Here is a 17,378-nt window from a genome sequence, read left to right on the forward strand (position 1 = left end):
GGCTGTTTTCAAGAGCGTGGGTCGAACGCGTCTCGCAACGCCTCGCCGATAAATACCAACAGGGAAAGAATCAGCGCCAGGGTAAAGAACGCCGTCAATCCCAGCCATGGCGCTTGCAGGTTCTGCTTGCCCTGGGCGATCAGTTCGCCCAGGGAGGCGCTGCCGGCCGGCATGCCGAAGCCGAGGAAATCCAGGGCGGTGAGGGTGGAAATCGCGCCGGTGAGGATGAACGGCAGGTAGCTCAGGGTGGCGTTCATCGCGTTGGGCAGGATATGCCGCACGATCACCTTGCGGTCGCTGAGACCCAGGGCCCTGGCGGCTTTCACGTATTCGAGGTTGCGCCCGCGCAGGAACTCGGCGCGCACCACGTCCACCAGGGCCAGCCAGGAAAACAGCGCCATGATTCCCAGCAACCACCAGAAATTCGGTTCCACGAAGCCGGACAGGATGATCAGCAGATAAAGCACCGGCAGGCCCGACCAGACTTCCAGCAAACGTTGCCCGAGCAGATCCACCCAGCCGCCGTAATAACCCTGCAATGCACCGGCGGCGATGCCGATCAGCGCGCTGATGGCGGTCAGGGCCAGGGCGAACAGGATCGACACCCGCGCGCCGAAGATGACCCGGGCCAGTACGTCCCGGGACTGGTCATCGGTGCCGAGCCAGTTCACCGATGAGGGCGGGCTCGGCGCCGGCTTGTTGAGGTCATAGTTGGGCGTGTCGTCGCTGAACGGGATCGGTGGGAACCACAGCCAGCCGCCGTCCTTGTGGATCAGGTTTTGCACGTAGCTGCTGCGGTAGTCGGCCTGGAACGGCAACTGTCCGCCAAATTCCTGCTCGGTATGGCGTTTGAACACCGGGAAATACAGCGAGCCCTGGTAGCTCACCACCAGCGGTTTGTCATTGGCGATCAGTTCGCCGCCCAGGCTCAGGATGAACAGGCCGATGAACAGCCACAACGACCACCAGCCCCGACGGTTTTTCTTGAAGCGCTCCAGGCGCCGGCGGCCCAAGGGAGAAAGCTTGAACATCAGGCGTTCCTCGCGGCGAAGTCGATGCGCGGGTCCACCAGGGTGTAGCAGAGGTCGCCGATGAGTTTGATGAGCAGGCCGAACAGCGTGAAGATGAACAGCGAGCCGAACACCACCGGATAATCCCGGGATACCGCAGCCTCGTAGCTCATGCGTCCCAGGCCGTCGAGGGAAAAAATCACCTCGATCAGCAAGGAGCCGGCAAAGAACACGCTGATGAACGCCTGGGGAATGCCCGATACCACCAGCAGCATCGCATTGCGGAACACGTGGCCATACAGTACCCGCCGTTCGCTCATGCCCTTGGCTCGCGCGGTAACCACGTATTGGCGGGTGATTTCATTGAGGAACGAGTTCTTGGTCAGGATCGTCAGGGTGGCGAAGCCGCCGATCACCAGCGACGTGACCGGCAGAACCAAATGCCAGAAGTAATCGGCGATCTTGCCCAGCGTCGACAGCGACTCGAAGTTATCCGACACCAGCCCGCGCACCGGAAACCAGTTCAGCGAGGTGCCGCCAGCGAACACCACGATCAGGAACATCGCGAAGAGGAACGCCGGCATGGCATAGCCAATGATGATTGCTGTGCTGCTCCACACATCGAATGCCGAGCCGTGATGCACGGCCTTGCGGATGCCCAGGGGGATCGACACCAGGTACGTGATCAAGGTCGCCCAGAGCCCGAGAGAGATGGTCACCGGCATCTTTTCCAGGATCAGGTCGGTGACCGTGGCGCCGCGGAAGAAGCTCTTGCCGAAGTCCAGGCGCGCATAGCTGCTGAGCATCAGCCACAGGCGCTCGTGGGCCGGCTTATCGAAACCGTACTGTTTCTCGATGTCCTTGATCAGCTGCGGGTCCAGGCCGCGACTGGCACGGGAGCTGCCGGTCATGGCGTTGCCCGAACTGCCGACGCTGGCGCCGCCGATGCCCTGCAGGTGGGCGATGGCCTGTTCTACCGGCCCGCCGGGCGCAGCCTGCACGATGACGAAGTTCACCAGCAGGATGATCACCAGCGTGGGGATGATCAGCAGCAGGCGCCGCGCGATATAAGCCCACATCAATGCGGCCCTCCGGGTGTGCCGCGCCTGAGGCGTTCGGCGCGCATCTGCTCGTTGGTCAACGGTGTGCTGCTCACTTCCCACCAGCTTTCGATCGCTTCCTCATTGCTGGCCTGTACCTTTGGAATGCCGAAGCGGTTCCACCACACGGTCGAGCTGCCTGGCGGGTAATAGTTGGGGATCCAGTAGTAATTCCATTGCAGCACCCGGTCCAGGGCGTGGGCATGGCGCAGCATGTCGGCCTTGGTAGTGGCCTTGACCAGCCCGTCGATCAGCGTGTCCACCGCCGGGTTCTTCAAGGCCATGTAGTTGTTGGCGCCCGGATCGTTGGCGGCCGCCGAACCGAAGTAATTATAGAGTTCCATGCCTGGCGATGTGCTGACGGGGTAGCCGGTGATGATCATGTCGTAATCGCGGCTCATCAGGCGATTGACGTACTGGGACGCGTCGATACGACGGATGCTCATGTCGATGCCGATTTGCGCCAGGGTGCGCTTATAGGGCAGCAGCAGGCGGTCGATACCGTTCTGGCTGTTGAGAAAGGTGAAGCTCAGCGGCTCGCCTTCGGCATTCACCAAGCGGTCGCCGTCGGGTTTCCAGCCAGCCTGTTCCAGCAGCGCCAGGGCTTGCAGTTGTTTGTCGCGGATCACGCCGCTGCCGTCGGTTTTCGGCGCCTCGAACACCTGGGTGAAGACTTCGTCGGGTATCTGCCCGCGCAGCGGCTCGAGGAGCGCCCGTTCGCCGGCATCGGGCAGTTGTCGGGCGGCCAGGTCTGTGTTGGAGAAGTAACTCTGCTGGCGCACATAGAGGTTGCGCATCATCTGGCGATTGCTCCACTCGAAGTCCCAGAGCATGGCCAAGGCCTGGCGTACGCGGCGGTCCTGGAACTGCGGTCTTTGCAGATTGAAGACAAAACCCTGTGCGGTCTGGGGGGCCTCGGTGGCCAGGTGGGCCTTTTGCAGGCGACCATCCTGCAGGGCCGGGCCGTCATAGCCGATGGAGTAGGCGGTGGCGGAGAATTCGCGGTTGTAGTCATAGGCGCCGCCGCGCAGCACCTGGCGGGCGACATCGGTGTCGCCAAAGTACTCGATGCTGAAGTGGTCGAAATTGTAGAGGCCACGGCTGACCGGCAGGTCCTTGCCCCACCAGTCGGCATTGCGTTCGAAGGTAATGCTGCGCCCTGAATCGACCTTGCTCACCCGGTAGGGACCACTGCCCAGTGGGGCCTCGTAGCCGCCGCCGTTGGCGAAATCGCGGGTCTTCCACCAATGTTCGGGAAAGACCGGCAGGGTGGCGATGTCCAGGGGCAGGGTGCGGCTTTCATTGTTCTTGAAGTCGAAGCGAACGGTGCGCTCGTCCTCGACCACGACGTCCTTGACCGCCGCGAATTGGGTGCGATAGCGCAGGCTGCCCTGGGTCATCAACAGCTCGAAGCTGTAGCGCACGTCCTGGGCGGTGATGGGCTTGCCATCGGCGAAGCGCGCCTTGGGGTTCAGGTAGAAGCGCAGGGACAGGCCATCTTCGCCACGCTCCATCTTCTGCGCCACCAGGCCATAGACGGTATAGGGCTCATCCAGCGAGCGCTGGGCCAGGGGCGAATACAGCATCCCGTCGATCTGACTGACCCCGATACCTTTGTCGATATAGGGCAGCACATGGTCGAAATGGCCGATCTCGATGGCCGAGCGGCGCATGGTCCCGCCTTTGGGAGCCTGGGGGTTGGCATAGGCAAAGTGGCCGAAGCCTTCGGCGTATTTGGCCGGTTCGCCATAGACGGTCAGGGCATGTTGCGGTGCTGCCTCGACGTCGGCGGCGCCTGTCAGCAGGACCACGGCAGTCAATAGCAGGGAAGGGAACGCCAGTCGCATTGTCAGCCTTAAAGCCGGGTGATCGATGACCACGATTTGTACGCGAGCGGCGCGTGGATCGCCAGTCCTTGTGGCGAGGGATTATCTGTAGGAGCAAGGCCTGTGGGAGCAAGGCTTGCCCGCGATTGCTGCGCCGCGGTCCAACAGCTGTTCCGCGTTATCGTTCATCGCGGGCAAGCCTTGCTCCCACAAGGGACCATCAATCCTGGCGGCTGGTCACTTCCAGCAGGTGGTAGCCGAACTGGGTCTTGACCGGCCCCTGGACCACATTGATCGGGGCGCTGAAGACCACAGTGTCGAACTCCTTGACCATCTGGCCCGGGCCGAACGAACCCAGGTCGCCGCCTTGACGGCTGGATGGGCAGGTGGAGTTGGCCTTGGCAACTTCAGCGAAATCGGCGCCGGCTTCGATCTGGGCCTTGAGTTCGTTGCACTTGTCTTCGGTGGAAACCAGGATGTGGCGGGCAGTGGCTTTGGCCATGGGGGAAATTCCTTTCGATATATTTAAAGGTGTTGAGCCTACCGGATTCATTGACCGGTTGTTGTCAAAATTGCGTCAAAACCTTGGGGCCGGCGATCAAAGGCCGGCTTTGCGCAGGCGCTCGGCGTGGCGCAGGTAAAGCTCTGTGGGGTTAGGCGCCGTGGGGGCTGTACCCTTGCGCAGCGTGCCGTCTCCTGGATTGATGGTCTCCATATGGTCCATTGGATAGTCGGAACGAATGACCTTGCCCAGGTGCGAACTGAAACGCCCGACCAGGCCGTCGTTCTGCCCGGCTTCGGTGATGAAGTATTCGGAAAAGGCGCGGCAGAAAACCTGCGAAGGCTCCAGTTCTTCCTCTGTCGCCTCTGGCAACGTGCCGCTCCATGAGTAGTAGCGCACGCCGTTGACCCTTTCCGGGCCGTTCCCGCCCCAGTTCTTGGGCAGGCCCTGGGGGTATTTGTCATTGAAGGCGCCCACGCCTTCGGTGGTCAACGTCGCCAGCGCGGCCACGGCGGTTGGCGGTAGGTGCTCCTGTCCATCGAGCAGCGAGATGAAATCGGCGAACAGTGTGGCGACGCTTCTTGCCACATGTCCTGGCAGCCGTCCTGGAGTAAGGGCCTTGCGCAGGAAGTCAGCCAGTTCGGAACCATGGTTGGGACCGCTGACCGATGTGACCGAGGCAACTTTTTCGGGGGCCAGCGCGGCGGCATATCGGGCGGTCAGCGCACCCTGGCTGTGGCCGATCAAGTTGACCCGGGCCGCGCCGGTGCCAGCCAGGACCCGATCGATCTGCACCAGCAGTTGTTCGCCTCTGGCCTCGTTGCAATGGGGGGCCGACAAATACGGGATGAACACCCGGGCGCCGCCTGCGCGTAGAGCTTGTTTGATGCCATGGAAAAGTTCGAAACCGCCGATCCTGTCAAACCCGAACAACCCATGGACCAACAGGATGGGGAATTGAGTGGTTGCATTCCGTTGCATGTTCGTACCTTTTTCGAAGAGGTTCACCTTGAGTTTGCGACTTCACTCTAATCCAGGCTCGTAAGCGGCGGTGTAGGAAGAAACCGCGCTAAACCAGGGAAACCGGAATAAAAAAAGTGGGAATAATGGGAAGTGCCCCGGCTGTGACTAAAGGTGTAGGAGGTCTCCTATAATCTCAGGCGTTTGCAGCTACAGCTTTGAACGCCAGAGACCACTGCCTTTGTCGCCTTGTCTGGCTGTGGGTTTGGGGCGAGCCGGTTTTAATGGCTCCATCGGGTGCCGTTATGCGAACGGTGCCTTCATCCAAGGACTGGAGCCTGCACATGATCATCTACCCATCTCTTCAACGATCCCGTTCAACGTCAGGAACAAGACTGCCGCCCCCGATCCTGGCAGCGGCCAGGGAAGGGGTGATAGACCCCGCCTGGCGCAAGACCCTGATCACCGTCAAACCTTATCCAATGATGACGTGCGGAGATGAGGTGCTGCTGCGCTGGCATGGGCTGAACAACGAAGGTGGGCCCTACCGGCATGAAGTGGCCGGGTTCGTCACGGAGCGGCAAGTAGGGCGGGACGTGGTGTTCGTCGTGCGCGAAGCGCATATCGCCGAGTTGGACGGTGGTTCGCTGGAGATCTCCTACCAAGTAACGGGCAAACGATTGCCCGACACCCTGGTTTCTGAGCCCCTGCAACTTGAAGTCGGCGATGTGTCACCGCAACTGCTGCCCGCCATTGCCAACGATGCGGTCGGTGGCTGCCTTGATCCGAATCGGGTGCCTGATGGAACCTGGGTGACGATTCGGCCCTACGCCAGGATGGCGGTCGGCGATCGGTTGATCCTGACGGCCAACAAGGATTCCAAGGCGCTTTGGCGCGACGTGCTCGAGATAGAGGCCCATGCTGTCGGTCGTGAGGTGTCGCTCTGGATCGATCATGCGCTGATCGCTCCCCATGCGGGACACACCTTGGCGCTGGTCTATGTCGTCAGGCGTGGACATTCAGTGCGTCGCGCCGAGCCCTTGTCGCTGCACATCGGTCCTCTGCTGCGTCCCGCGTTGAAGACGCCTCGGATTCGGGAGGTGAACGACGGCTGGCTGGATGTCAGCGACCTGCAAGAGGGAGTGACGATTGTCATCGATGATCCCGGGCTTGAGGCGGGAGAGCTGGTCTGGTTGCAGTGCAACGGCAACTCCGCTTATGTCCTGGAGCGCGAAATCACCGAGGCCACGGCAGGCCAGCCGCTCGTTTTTGTGATTCCCGCGGCGTATTGGCGGGGTCAAGGCAACAGATCGGTGGGCGTGTTCTATCAGGTCGAGCGCCTGGATGACGTCAGCCAGCGTTCAGAGGGCGTGACAGTTCAGGTGCGTTCCACGGTGTCAGGTTGAGCGAAGGTTCCCACAAGGCCCACGCCTTCCCCTGGTTCCAGGGGAAGGCGTGTTCGCGACTCAGGTTGGTAATTGCAGCTTTTGATGGGCCTCGCGCAACAACTGCTCGGTGGACTCCCAGCCCAGGCAACCATCGGTGACCGATACGCCGTAGCGCATCGATGGACCCAGTGGCTGGCAGCCTTCGAACAGGTGGCTTTCGAGCATCATGCCGATCAGGGAACGATTGCCTTGCAGGCGCTGTTCCAACACGTCATTGAACACCTGCGGCTGGCGCAGCGGGTCTTTGCTGCTGTTGGCGTGGCTGCAATCCACCATGATCCGGGCCGGTATCTTCAGGCGGATCAGGTCACTGTGTATCTGCGTGACGCTTTGGCGGTCATAGTTCGGTCCGCGATGGCCACCGCGCAACACCAAGTGAGTGTCGGGGTTGCCCGGCGTCTGGATGATCGCCGGATGCCCCTGGCTGTCGACACCGAAATGCCGATGGGGGTGGGCGGCAGAGCGCATGGCGTCGCAGGCAATGCCGACCCCGCCGTCCGTGCCGTTCTTGAACCCTACCGGCATGCCCAGGCCGCTGGCCATTTCCCGGTGGATCTGCGATTCGGTGGTGCGCGCACCGATGGCGACCCAACTGAGCAGGTCGTCGAAGTAACTGGCGGCCATGGGTTGCAACAGTTCGGTGGCGACGGGCAAGCCCAGTTGGAGCATCTCGCGCATCAGCTCCCGGGACAGCGTCAGGCCGGTTGCCATGTCATCGCTGCCATCCAGGCCGGGATCGTAGGCCAGGCCTTTCCAGCCCACGGTGGTGCGAGGTTTCTCCACGTAGGCGCGCATGACCAGCAGCATGCTGTCGCTCACTTCATGGGCCACGCGAGCCAGGTTGGCGGCGTATTCGAGGGCGGATTTCGGGTCGTGGATCGAGCAGGGGCCGACGATGACCAACAGACGGGAATCCTCACCATCGAGGATCGCGCGGATGGCCTGGCGATGGGCGCTCACCTGTTGGCTCAGCGCGGTGCTGAGGGGCAGTTGATGCTTGAGCTGCAACGAGCTCGGCAGACGCAGGGTCAGGGCTTCATTGGCAGGGTTGAGCGTGGACAGCGGCAAAGCGGAGACGGATGAATTCATGATCTGGCTTCCTGGACGGGTGGCGGGTTCGTTCCCGCGCGCCGGTCCTAGTGGGGTGTTCGACAATTGGCCGTATTGGCCCGCAACTGAGGCTTGCCACCGGTAGGTGACCGATCGGAGGCGGCAGGCTGTCCCGAGCGGTGGCTGGTAAATCGCCAGGCGGAAAAACTGTCGTAACGGTAATAAGTGGCGTAGTTCATGGCTCAATCCTCAAGTTGTCGGGTGTTGCAAATGTTTTGGGGCCTGAAAAACAAAACCCCCGGTCGGGAGGCCGACCGGGGGTTTGGAAAACTCTGGAAGGCGACCCGTTTAAAGTGGGCGCCGGTTGGGTATCAGGCGCGCCAGTGGCTAAACCAATACCCAAAATAAAAGCTGACCGGAGTTTGAACGCTGTTCGCCCGGGCAGCCGCAACCGAGCGCGGGGCGCTGGCGGTTTGAAGCGGTGAGAGGGCGTTGAACATGATCTGTCTCCGATGAATGGCCCCGAGCTTACTAGAGGGCGGTGCGCCGGTTCAATCAGAAAATTCTATCGAGGGCATGCAATTGTTCGTCCTGGCTTGAGTCCGCCGGGCTTTATGACAAACTTCAGGTTTGCACTGTCTCTTCAGGAAGCCCCATGACCGCTCCAGCCTTCGCCGCCGCCCAATCGATTTCCATCGCGGGGGACGTTCGCGCCAACCTCTCGTGCCATCAGCGTTTCATGCAGGTGGCGGCTGAGCAGGGAGTACAGTTGCTGGTATTCCCTGAACTGTCGCTCACCGGCTACGAACGCGGCCTGGCGGCGGATCTGGCCATTTTGCCGGAGGATGCCGTACTGCAGCCGCTGCGTGACTTGGCGCGTGAGCTTGGCCTGACCGCCGTAGTCGGCATGCCGATTCGGCTGTCGGCGGATGGCCCGGTATTGATCGGCGCATTGGTTCTTGGCGCTGACGGTGCCCTTGGGGTGTACAGCAAGCAGCATCTGCACCCGGGCGAAGAAATCGCCTTCGCCCCGGGGCAGGGTGGCTCGATGTTGGCGATGGGGTGCGATTGCATCGCGCTGGCGGTATGTGCCGATTTTTCCCACGCCAGCCATGCTGCTGCGGCAGCCGGGCGGGGCGCTACGCTGTATGCCGCGGGGGTGTTGATTACCGAGGGTGGCTACGTGCCCGATACGACGTTGTTGCAAGGATATGCCACGCAGCATGCCATGACCGTGCTGATGGCAAATCATGGCGGCGCCACCGGAGGCTGGGAATCGGCTGGCCGCAGTGCCATCTGGGGGCCGGACGGTGCGTTGCTCGCGGCGGCGCCAGGCACGGGTGAACTGTTGGTGATTGCCCGCCGCGACGCCAACGGCTGGGAGGGGCAAGTCGTGCCGGTGGCAATGGGGTGATGAGGTCTTCATGAGCTTTGAGTGGCGTGCCGCAACGGCCGGGGACATCGGCTTCGCCCGGCAATTGACTTGCAACAATATGCTTGCCTATTACCTCAAGCATGATTTGCTCTGGCAGGACGAAGCGTTCGATCTGGCCTGGATCATTCGCCAGAACTGGATAATCAGTCGTGCGGGCCAGGCGCTGGGCTTTGTCAGCCTCAGTCGTGATGCCCGGGCGTTGTATATCCGGGAATTGCAAATAGGGGAGGCGTTCCGCGGACAAGGCGCAGGTACCTGGGCGATCGGACAGGTTTGGGACATGGTAAGGTTGGAGCGTCGGCCGGCGCTGCGCCTGACGGTGTTCAAGGATAATCCGGCCAGGGTGTTGTACGAACGCATGGGCCTGCGCATCGTGGGCGAGGATGAATGTTTCCTGAGGATGCAGCGGGACGTCGGCGCTTGACGCCTAGGATGCCGTGCCGATAAAGATGTGTTGTAACTTTTATCTGTCCCTTTGCGCTAGGTCTGTCGGATGCTTTTTTGCTAAGGTGTGGGGCAACCCAAATAAGACCAAATCGTGAGGTGTCTGCTTGATTAGGGTGTTAGTGGTCGATGACCATGATCTCGTCCGTACGGGCATTACACGAATGCTGGCTGACATCGATGGCCTGCAGGTAGTTGGCCAGGCCGAATCCGGGGAAGAAGCCCTGATCAAGGCTCGTGAATTGAAACCCGACGTGGTGTTGATGGACGTCAAGATGCCCGGCATCGGCGGTCTTGAAGCCACGCGCAAGCTGCTGCGCAGTCACCCGGACATCAAGGTGGTCGCGGTAACTGTCTGCGAAGAAGATCCGTTCCCTACCCGGTTATTGCAGGCGGGCGCAGCGGGTTACCTGACCAAGGGTGCCGGCTTGAACGAGATGGTCCAGGCCATCCGCCTGGTATTCGCCGGGCAACGCTACATCAGCCCGCAAATCGCCCAGCAGTTGGCGATCAAGTCATTCCAACCGACCAACGATTCGCCTTTCGATGCGCTGTCGGAGCGGGAAATCCAGATCGCCTTGATGATTGTCGGTTGCCAGAAGGTGCAGATCATTTCCGACAAGCTGTGCCTGTCGCCTAAAACCGTCAACACCTACCGTTACCGTATCTTCGAGAAGCTTTCGATCAGCAGTGACGTCGAATTGACACTGTTGGCGGTGCGCCACGGCATGGTCGATGCCAGCGCCTGATAATGACTGAATTGTTTGATCCAAGCGCTTTCCTGTCTACATGCAGTGGCCGCCCAGGCGTGTACCGCATGTTCGATAGCGACGCGCGCCTGCTGTATGTCGGCAAGGCCAAGAATCTCAAGAAACGTCTGGCCAGTTACTTCCGCAAGACCGGCCTCGCACCGAAGACCGCTGCCCTGGTGGGGCGCATCGCGCAAGTCGAAACCACCATTACCGCCAATGAAACCGAGGCGTTGCTGCTCGAGCAGACGCTGATCAAGGAATGGCGCCCGCCGTACAACATCCTGCTGCGTGATGATAAGTCTTATCCGTACGTGTTCCTGTCCGACGGGGCGTTCCCGCGCCTGAGCATTCATCGCGGGGCGAAGAAGGCCAAGGGCCGGTATTTCGGCCCTTACCCCAGCGCCGGGGCCATTCGTGAAAGCCTGAGCCTGCTGCAGAAGACCTTCTTCGTTCGCCAATGTGAAGACAGCTACTACAAGAACCGCACCCGGCCTTGCTTGCAATACCAGATCAAGCGCTGCAAGGCGCCGTGCGTCGGGTTCGTCGAACCCGAGGTCTACGCCGAGGATGTGCGTCACTCGGTGATGTTTCTGGAGGGGCGCAGCAATGCACTGACCGATGAACTGTCAGCGGCGATGGAAGACGCGGCGGTCAACCTTGAATTTGAACGGGCCGCCGAACTGCGAGACCAGATCGGCCTGCTGCGCCGGGTACAGGACCAGCAAAGCATGGAAGGCGGCAGTGGCGACGTCGATGTGATCGCCGCGTTCATCAACCCCGGTGGCGCCTGCGTGCACTTGATCAGCGTGCGGGGCGGTCGCGTATTGGGCAGCAAGAACTTTTTCCCCCAGGTCGGTATCGAGGAAGACGTTGCCGAGGTCATGGCGGCCTTCCTGGGCCAGTACTACATCAGCAGTCCGGAACGCGACCTGCCGGCCGAGTTGATCGTCAACGTGGTCCATGAAGACTTTCCGGCCCTGATCGAAGCCATCGACAAGCTTCGTGGTCGTGAACTGACCATCAGCCATCGCGTGCGCGGCACCCGTGCCCGTTGGCAGCAACTGGCCGTGACCAACGCCGAACAGGCCCTGGGCGCGCGTCTGGCTAACCGCCAGCACGTGGCCGCGCGGTTCGATGCCCTGGCCGATGTCCTCAACCTGGACGAGCCGCCGCAACGGCTGGAGTGCTACGACATCAGCCATTCCAGTGGTGAGGCGACGGTAGCGTCCTGCGTGGTGTTCGGTCCTGAAGGCCCGATCAAGTCCGATTACCGCCGTTACAACATCGAAGGCGTCACGCCCGGAGATGACTATGCGGCGATGCATCAGGCGTTGATGCGCCGCTTCGGCAAGCTGAAGGACGGGGAGGGCAAGTTGCCGGATATCCTCCTGGTGGACGGCGGCAAGGGCCAGTTGTCCATGGCCCGCGATGTGCTCAATGAGCTGATGGTGCCCGACCTGATCCTGCTGGGCGTGGCCAAGGGCGCGACGCGCAAGGCCGGCTTCGAGACCTTGTACCTCAACGATGCCGCCCATGAGTTCACCCTCAAGGGCGATTCGCCGGCGTTGCACCTGATCCAGCAGATCCGCGACGAAGCCCACCGTTTCGCCATCACCGGGCACCGTGCTCGCCGTGGCAAGACGCGCCGTACGTCTACACTCGAAGGTGTGGCAGGCGTCGGCCCGACGCGCCGTCGCGACTTGTTGAAACATTTTGGTGGATTGCAGGAGCTGTCTCGTGCCAGCATCGAAGAGATAGCCAAAGCACCCGGTATCAGTAAAAAGCTCGCTGAGTCGATTTATGCAAACCTGCACAGCGAGTAGAATGCCCGTCAACCTCGCAGCCAGTTGTGCCGATGAATATCCCAAATCTGATTACCGTCCTACGCGTCCTGCTCATCCCGATCTTCATATTGCTGTTTTATTTGCCGTACCACTGGAGCTACGTGGCCTCCGCCTCGGTCTTCGCCTTCGCCGCCGCGACGGACTGGTTGGATGGTTACCTGGCCCGACGCCTGGAGCAGAGCACGCCGTTCGGTGCCTTCCTCGACCCGGTGGCCGACAAGCTGATGGTCGCGGTGGCCCTGGTGTTGCTGGTGCAGGAACACGGCAACCTCTGGCTGACCTTGCCGGCGGCGGTGATCATCGGTCGCGAAATTGTCGTCTCGGCGCTCCGTGAATGGATGGCTGAGCTGGGCGCCCGCGCCCAGGTTGCCGTGTCGAACCTCGGCAAATGGAAAACCGCCGCGCAGATGCTGGCGCTGGTGATCCTGCTGGCCAACCCGTCAGACTTCAGCTTCTGGGTGCTGCTGGGCTATGCATTGCTGCTGGTTTCCGCCGGCCTGACGCTGTGGTCGATGGTCCAGTACCTGCGCGCCGCCTGGCCACATCTGCGGACGGATGTAGAGCCGAAATAAAACTTTTTTGAATCAAAGGGTTGACGGCGTAGTCTGAATCTATAGAATGCGCCACACCAAGACGCGGGAATAGCTCAGTTGGTAGAGCACGACCTTGCCAAGGTCGGGGTCGCGAGTTCGAGTCTCGTTTCCCGCTCCAAATATTGCGCTACAGAGTTCCACTGAATTCTGTAAGTGATTGAAATCAGGGCCTTTAGGCCCTTTTTTCGTTCCAGCGGGAACCACCGAAATCCAGCACTATCCGGTGCGTGTAAGTCCAGAATTGAGTCCAGGATTCTGACGAGCACTGAATCGGTTTAATGCTGGAGCAGATTGTGTAGCGAGATGAGCATCTGGCCCTGACTCTGTTCAGGAGCTAGCGATGGCACTCTCAGAAATGACAGTTCGGCATGCCCGAATCACCGGTAACGACTACACCCTCGGCGACAGTGATGGTCTCACACTCAATGTGACGGCCAGCGGCGGAAAAGTCTGGCTCTTCCGCTACTACTGGGCAGGCAAGCAGAAGCGCATGTCCTTGGGTTGTTACCCACAAATCTCCCTCAAAGAAGCGCGTACACGACGTGACGATGCGCGCGCCTTGGTTGCCCAAGGCGTCAACCCCTATGAGCATCGAAAACAACAACGGCTTGCTGTTCGTTTTGCGACAGAGCATACCTTCGAGGCCGTGTTCAATCAGTGGGTGGAGTTCCGCAGGCTAAGCCTGAAGGAAGGGCGCCAGAGCACGCTCTCGCAGATCTTGAGAATCTTCAATAAGGACGTCCTGCCCACGCTGGGCGGACGCTCCATCTACGATATCAATCGTCACGATCTGTTGGATTTGCTGAGCAGGATCGAACAGCGCAAGGCCCTAACGACAGCCGAAAAATGCCGGACCTGGTTCAACCAATTGTTCCGCTATGCACTGGTGAAGATCGAGGGGCTGGAACACAACCCAGCTTCCGATCTAGACGTTGTCGCGATCCCCAAACCTCCGGTTACGCACAATCCATTTCTCCGAATGGACGAGCTCCCGGCATTGATGGCTGCTCTTCGAAACTACGGCGGCGCCAACCAAACTCGGCTTGGCCTTCGGTTGTTGCTGCTGACCGGTGTCCGCACGGGCGAGCTGCGCTTGGCAACACCCGACCAGTTCGATCTGGAGAAGCGGTTGTGGGTGATACCCGCGGAGGTGGTGAAACAGCTCCAGCTAGCCATGCGAAAGCCAGGTAAGCAGACCCAAAATGTACCGCCTTATATCGTACCGTTGTCGGTTCAGGCTCTGGAGATTGTGCGTCACTTGCTGGAACAGGTTGTCCCCGCACAACGCTACTTGTTTGCGCATCGAAGCGATCTGAGCAAGCGTATCAGTGAGAACACGCTGAATGGCGCGTTGCGCCGGATGGGGTATGCCGATCAACTCACCGGTCATGGCATGAGGGCGACGATCTCGACGGCGCTGAACGAGATCGGATACCCGAAGGTGTGGGTGGATGCTCAGCTTTCTCATGCCGATCCGGACAAGGTGAGTGCGGCCTACAATCACGCGGAATACGTGGAGCAGCGCCGGACGATGATGCAGGATTGGGCGAACCGCCTGGATCTGTGGGGGCAGGGCCAGCTGAAAGCGGCAAGCTCTCCGCTTACTATTCGTTTAGAGGGCGCAGCTTCGTTACCTTCGTTGGAAAGCGCGAACACAAACGCCATTCTGTACAGCAGTGGCTTCCCAGCGACGACGGTCTCAGCCTCTAAAAAGTCCATCAGCAACGAACCGGTCCTTAACGCGGATCAGTATTCACCTGTCCTATCTGCTTCAACGCAGGCTGAACAGCTGCGCGAACCCCAAGTATCTGAGATACAACGTCAGCGCGCCGAGATGCTAGCCACCTATGAAGCTTCGAATAATTTGCCGCTGCTTGTCTTCGCCAAACTGGCAGGCAAATCCCGAGATCAGATCAACCGCGATATCAAAGCTCGGCGCCTGTTGTCCCTGAGCCTTGGGAATCGCGGTCAGCGCATTCCTGATTGGCAGCTTGATCCACTGCGGCACAAGTTGGTACTTGCTGCGTTAGCGCGGTTTCCGGATGTCGATGCATGGAGGCTTTATGGCGCCCTTTGTAAGCCTCACGAGCGATTAAAAGGTCGCGCGCCAATCGATATGCTCAATATGGAAAATTTCGAAGGGACCGCACAAATCGTTTGCAGTGCGCTGGGTTCAAGCTGAGGTGCTGTCTTCGTGCTGTGATAACGGATGTCGCTGCTTGCTTGGGTCCATCTAGCTCGGGCTGCCCTAAATGCGTGGACTTCACGAGTTGCCTGAGGTGCGGCGGAGGTGTTCGGCAAGAGGCTTCTATTGCGCAGGAAGACACCCTTTGGCAATATCTCGCTCCCACCCTCTCTTGTCAGCTCTCCATCCCTCTCATTTGGGGGCTGCGTCTTGGGGATGGCGGGTAACCACCCGGCCTCGTGCCGGGTTTTTTTCGCTCAGCCTGCCGAGCGAATGTGATCCTCAATCCGCAATCCTGATTTCACTGGGGCCAGTTTTCCGTTTTTAACTGGATTGGAAGTCCCTTCCGGGGGCTCCTCTCCACCGCAACACGTGATGCGCGGGTAATCTCCCATCAACTGGTGGCCGGGCACGATGTTTTACGGTACTTTGTGCTGGCATGAGGCCATATTTACAGCAGGACGCACCTCCACGGCTAGGGCCAATATCTCCTTGCCGGTACCGTTCCTGCGCATTCATTTCGTGACAGGAACGACCATGTCAGGCGGCGAAACCGAAAAAATTGCGAGGCTCGCGGAGCTCGTTTCCAGCGACATCTTCAACTTCTTCCGCTGGAAGAAAGAGGGGCCTGCCAACCTCAACTTCGCCTGCGTGAAGAAGGAAACACACGCGCCCTTGAAGAAGTCTGAGCACACGCACCCGACGGACGTGGTGTTCAAGTACGCAGATCCTTACCTGAACAAAGCCATCTACCTTCATACCGATTTGAAAAGCTATGCGGTTGGCTCCATCACGCTGGACTCGATCAAGAAGGCCCTGAAGTCCCTGGGCAAGACCATCGACTGTGCCCGTGCTTCGCTGGAATGGCAGACTCGCTACCATTTGGCCAAGCGTGAGAAGTATGAAATTCGTGGGATGTTATTCGTCTATAACCACGATGACGAATACGACAAGAATTTCTACGATCATTTCAAGGATTACAAAGGTGAGAATCTGCATATCAAAGATTCTCAGCAGGTTCATATCGTCGAACCTTCATTAATCAATTACCTGAAGACGCTGCAGCTCGATGTAAACACCCTCAGAGCAGAAGGGACATTCCCGAAGGAAAATTACACCTTCTATTACCCTGACCTCGTCTTGCACAAGGCTAGTGGTGAGTACTGGGATCGTGCGGCAACCGCAGAGCTCATCGCTTCGCCGTATATGATCATTCACCACAAAGAGGTGATGTCGTACTGCGAGAAAGCCAAAAACGTGACTGAAACGTATAGCGAAGGCTATCTGATCTATTATCGCCGCGATGGTAGCACCGAGATCGAGTTCAGGTACCTATTTGACGCGCTATCCAGGTTCCAGATCCTCAACGCCAACAAGGACTTGAAAATCCGAATCAGAGTTGCCAATCGCCACCATCACAGCAGCATCCTCAGCAACTTCAATGCTGCCATCAACAGCTATGTGACCGAGTGGGGCGAAGACGAAAACCGCAAACGGAAACTGCAGGCGATCGAACTGGAGATCGTAAATCACGCGATTCCGAACTATAAGCCCGAAGCGATCGGATGGGAGCGAGACTGACATGAGAATGGGTAGTTTGTACTTTGCATCCGACAAAGCGATCTACGATGCGCTAACGCAGCGAAGCCTGACGAGCGCTGAGCTCAGAAAAGTCTTCCTCTCCAGAGGGATCGTGATCTCCAACGAGTCGGACAAAAAATTCCTAGCCAATCGATTCAGTGCCCTATTCCATGACTACTATGATTATCGGAATCTGTCGCTCTTGGTGGGTGGCCGTGACAGTCGTGAGAAAACCACCAACGTGGTCGTCACGACAGCGATTACTAAAGACCAACTGACCGACGCTCTCACCTCCGTCAAGGAATGGCTGGTGGATGACCTGTAGTGGTCTAATGAAACCGGACACCCATTTAGGTGAGAATGCTCGCCAGATCGAGGTGTCAGATGACCAAACAACGCCGTTCCTTTTCTGCTGAATTCAAACGCGAGGCTGCCGACCTCGTGCTCAAGCAAAACTACAGCTACATCGAAGCCAGCCGTTCACTTGGCGTCGGCGAGTCGGCCCTGCGCCGCTGGGTTGATCAGGTTCAGCAAGAGCGCCAAGGTGTTACGCCGCAGAGCAAAGCATTGACCCCGGAACAACAGAAAATTCAGGAGCTGGAAGCCCGGATTGCCCGGCTTGAACGGGAAAAATCGATATTAAAAAAG

The 17,378-nt window shown here is 59.4% G+C and carries 16 protein-coding genes and 1 tRNA gene; 11 read left to right on the forward strand and 6 right to left on the reverse strand.

The genetic code is table 11. The annotated features are described in order from the left end of the window. Positions 1 to 8: 8 nt before the first annotated feature. From DTP52_RS03265 to DTP52_RS03285, 5 genes are all read right to left on the reverse strand, one after another. Entirely contained in the window at positions 9 to 1,031 is a 1,023-nt protein-coding gene (locus DTP52_RS03265) for an ABC transporter permease (protein WP_109751814.1), read from the reverse strand. Then, positions 1,031 to 2,089, reverse strand: coding sequence for a microcin C ABC transporter permease YejB (locus DTP52_RS03270; protein WP_109751815.1), 1,059 nt, complete (start codon positions 2,087 to 2,089; stop codon positions 1,031 to 1,033). Before DTP52_RS03270 ends, DTP52_RS03265 begins: the two co-directional genes overlap by 1 nt. Beyond that, positions 2,089 to 3,957, reverse strand: a complete 1,869-nt coding sequence (locus DTP52_RS03275) for an extracellular solute-binding protein (protein WP_109751816.1) — start codon at positions 3,955 to 3,957, stop codon at positions 2,089 to 2,091. The genes DTP52_RS03270 and DTP52_RS03275 overlap by 1 nt, the downstream gene beginning before the upstream one ends. 199 nt (positions 3,958 to 4,156) lie before the next feature. Next, positions 4,157 to 4,438 (reverse strand): peptidylprolyl isomerase, encoded by a 282-nt coding sequence (locus DTP52_RS03280; RefSeq protein ID WP_109751817.1) that lies wholly within the window; start codon positions 4,436 to 4,438, stop codon positions 4,157 to 4,159. Positions 4,439 to 4,534: 96 nt separating this feature from the next. Next, complete coding sequence (locus DTP52_RS03285; RefSeq protein WP_109751818.1) at positions 4,535 to 5,419, reverse strand: triacylglycerol lipase; 885 nt, start codon at positions 5,417 to 5,419, stop codon at positions 4,535 to 4,537. Positions 5,420 to 5,742: 323 nt separating this feature from the next. On the opposite strand from DTP52_RS03285, the gene DTP52_RS03290 reads away from it, so the two are divergent. Then, positions 5,743 to 6,804 carry a hypothetical protein gene (locus tag DTP52_RS03290; protein ID WP_232200179.1) on the forward strand — a complete coding sequence of 354 codons (1,062 nt, stop codon included), beginning with the start codon at positions 5,743 to 5,745 and terminating at the stop codon, positions 6,802 to 6,804. Between the two features lie 60 nt (positions 6,805 to 6,864). Here DTP52_RS03290 and DTP52_RS03295 read toward each other — a convergent pair whose 3' ends face one another. Beyond that, positions 6,865 to 7,935 (reverse strand): 3-deoxy-7-phosphoheptulonate synthase, encoded by a 1,071-nt coding sequence (locus DTP52_RS03295; RefSeq protein WP_109751820.1) that lies wholly within the window; start codon positions 7,933 to 7,935, stop codon positions 6,865 to 6,867. Positions 7,936 to 8,551: 616 nt separating this feature from the next. On the opposite strand from DTP52_RS03295, the gene DTP52_RS03300 reads away from it, so the two are divergent. The 10 genes from DTP52_RS03300 to DTP52_RS03345 form a co-directional block, all read left to right on the forward strand. Next, complete coding sequence (locus DTP52_RS03300; protein ID WP_109751821.1) at positions 8,552 to 9,310, forward strand: carbon-nitrogen hydrolase family protein; 759 nt, start codon at positions 8,552 to 8,554, stop codon at positions 9,308 to 9,310. Positions 9,311 to 9,320: 10 nt separating this feature from the next. Beyond that, positions 9,321 to 9,755 (forward strand): N-acetyltransferase, encoded by a 435-nt coding sequence (locus DTP52_RS03305; RefSeq protein ID WP_109751822.1) that lies wholly within the window; start codon positions 9,321 to 9,323, stop codon positions 9,753 to 9,755. 127 nt (positions 9,756 to 9,882) lie between these two features. Then, positions 9,883 to 10,524: a UvrY/SirA/GacA family response regulator transcription factor gene (gene uvrY, locus DTP52_RS03310; protein WP_003182764.1), complete on the forward strand. Its 642-nt coding sequence runs from the start codon at positions 9,883 to 9,885 to the stop codon at positions 10,522 to 10,524. Positions 10,525 to 10,526: 2 nt separating this feature from the next. Next, complete coding sequence (uvrC, locus tag DTP52_RS03315; protein ID WP_109751823.1) at positions 10,527 to 12,350, forward strand: excinuclease ABC subunit UvrC; 1,824 nt, start codon at positions 10,527 to 10,529, stop codon at positions 12,348 to 12,350. Positions 12,351 to 12,382: 32 nt separating this feature from the next. Further along, positions 12,383 to 12,943: a CDP-diacylglycerol--glycerol-3-phosphate 3-phosphatidyltransferase gene (pgsA, locus tag DTP52_RS03320; protein ID WP_018608070.1), complete on the forward strand. Its 561-nt coding sequence runs from the start codon at positions 12,383 to 12,385 to the stop codon at positions 12,941 to 12,943. Between the two features lie 63 nt (positions 12,944 to 13,006). After that, positions 13,007 to 13,082 (forward strand) — tRNA-Gly (locus DTP52_RS03325). A gap of 222 nt (positions 13,083 to 13,304) precedes the next feature. Then, positions 13,305 to 15,146, forward strand: a complete 1,842-nt coding sequence (locus tag DTP52_RS03330) for an integrase arm-type DNA-binding domain-containing protein (protein ID WP_109751824.1) — start codon at positions 13,305 to 13,307, stop codon at positions 15,144 to 15,146. A gap of 417 nt (positions 15,147 to 15,563) precedes the next feature. Then, positions 15,564 to 16,730 (forward strand): hypothetical protein, encoded by a 1,167-nt coding sequence (locus DTP52_RS03335; protein ID WP_178082449.1) that lies wholly within the window; start codon positions 15,564 to 15,566, stop codon positions 16,728 to 16,730. Position 16,731: 1 nt separating this feature from the next. Continuing rightward, on the forward strand, positions 16,732 to 17,055 hold the full coding sequence (locus DTP52_RS03340; RefSeq protein ID WP_256594242.1) for a hypothetical protein: 324 nt from the start codon (positions 16,732 to 16,734) through the stop codon (positions 17,053 to 17,055). Positions 17,056 to 17,114: 59 nt separating this feature from the next. Beyond that, positions 17,115 to 17,378, forward strand: a 264-nt coding sequence (locus DTP52_RS03345; RefSeq protein ID WP_146206833.1) for a transposase, incomplete at its 3' end; no start/stop codon positions are given.

The sequence above is a fragment of the Pseudomonas sp. 43mfcvi1.1 genome (assembly GCF_900115935.1).
Taxonomy (GTDB): domain Bacteria; phylum Pseudomonadota; class Gammaproteobacteria; order Pseudomonadales; family Pseudomonadaceae; genus Aquipseudomonas; species Aquipseudomonas bijieensis.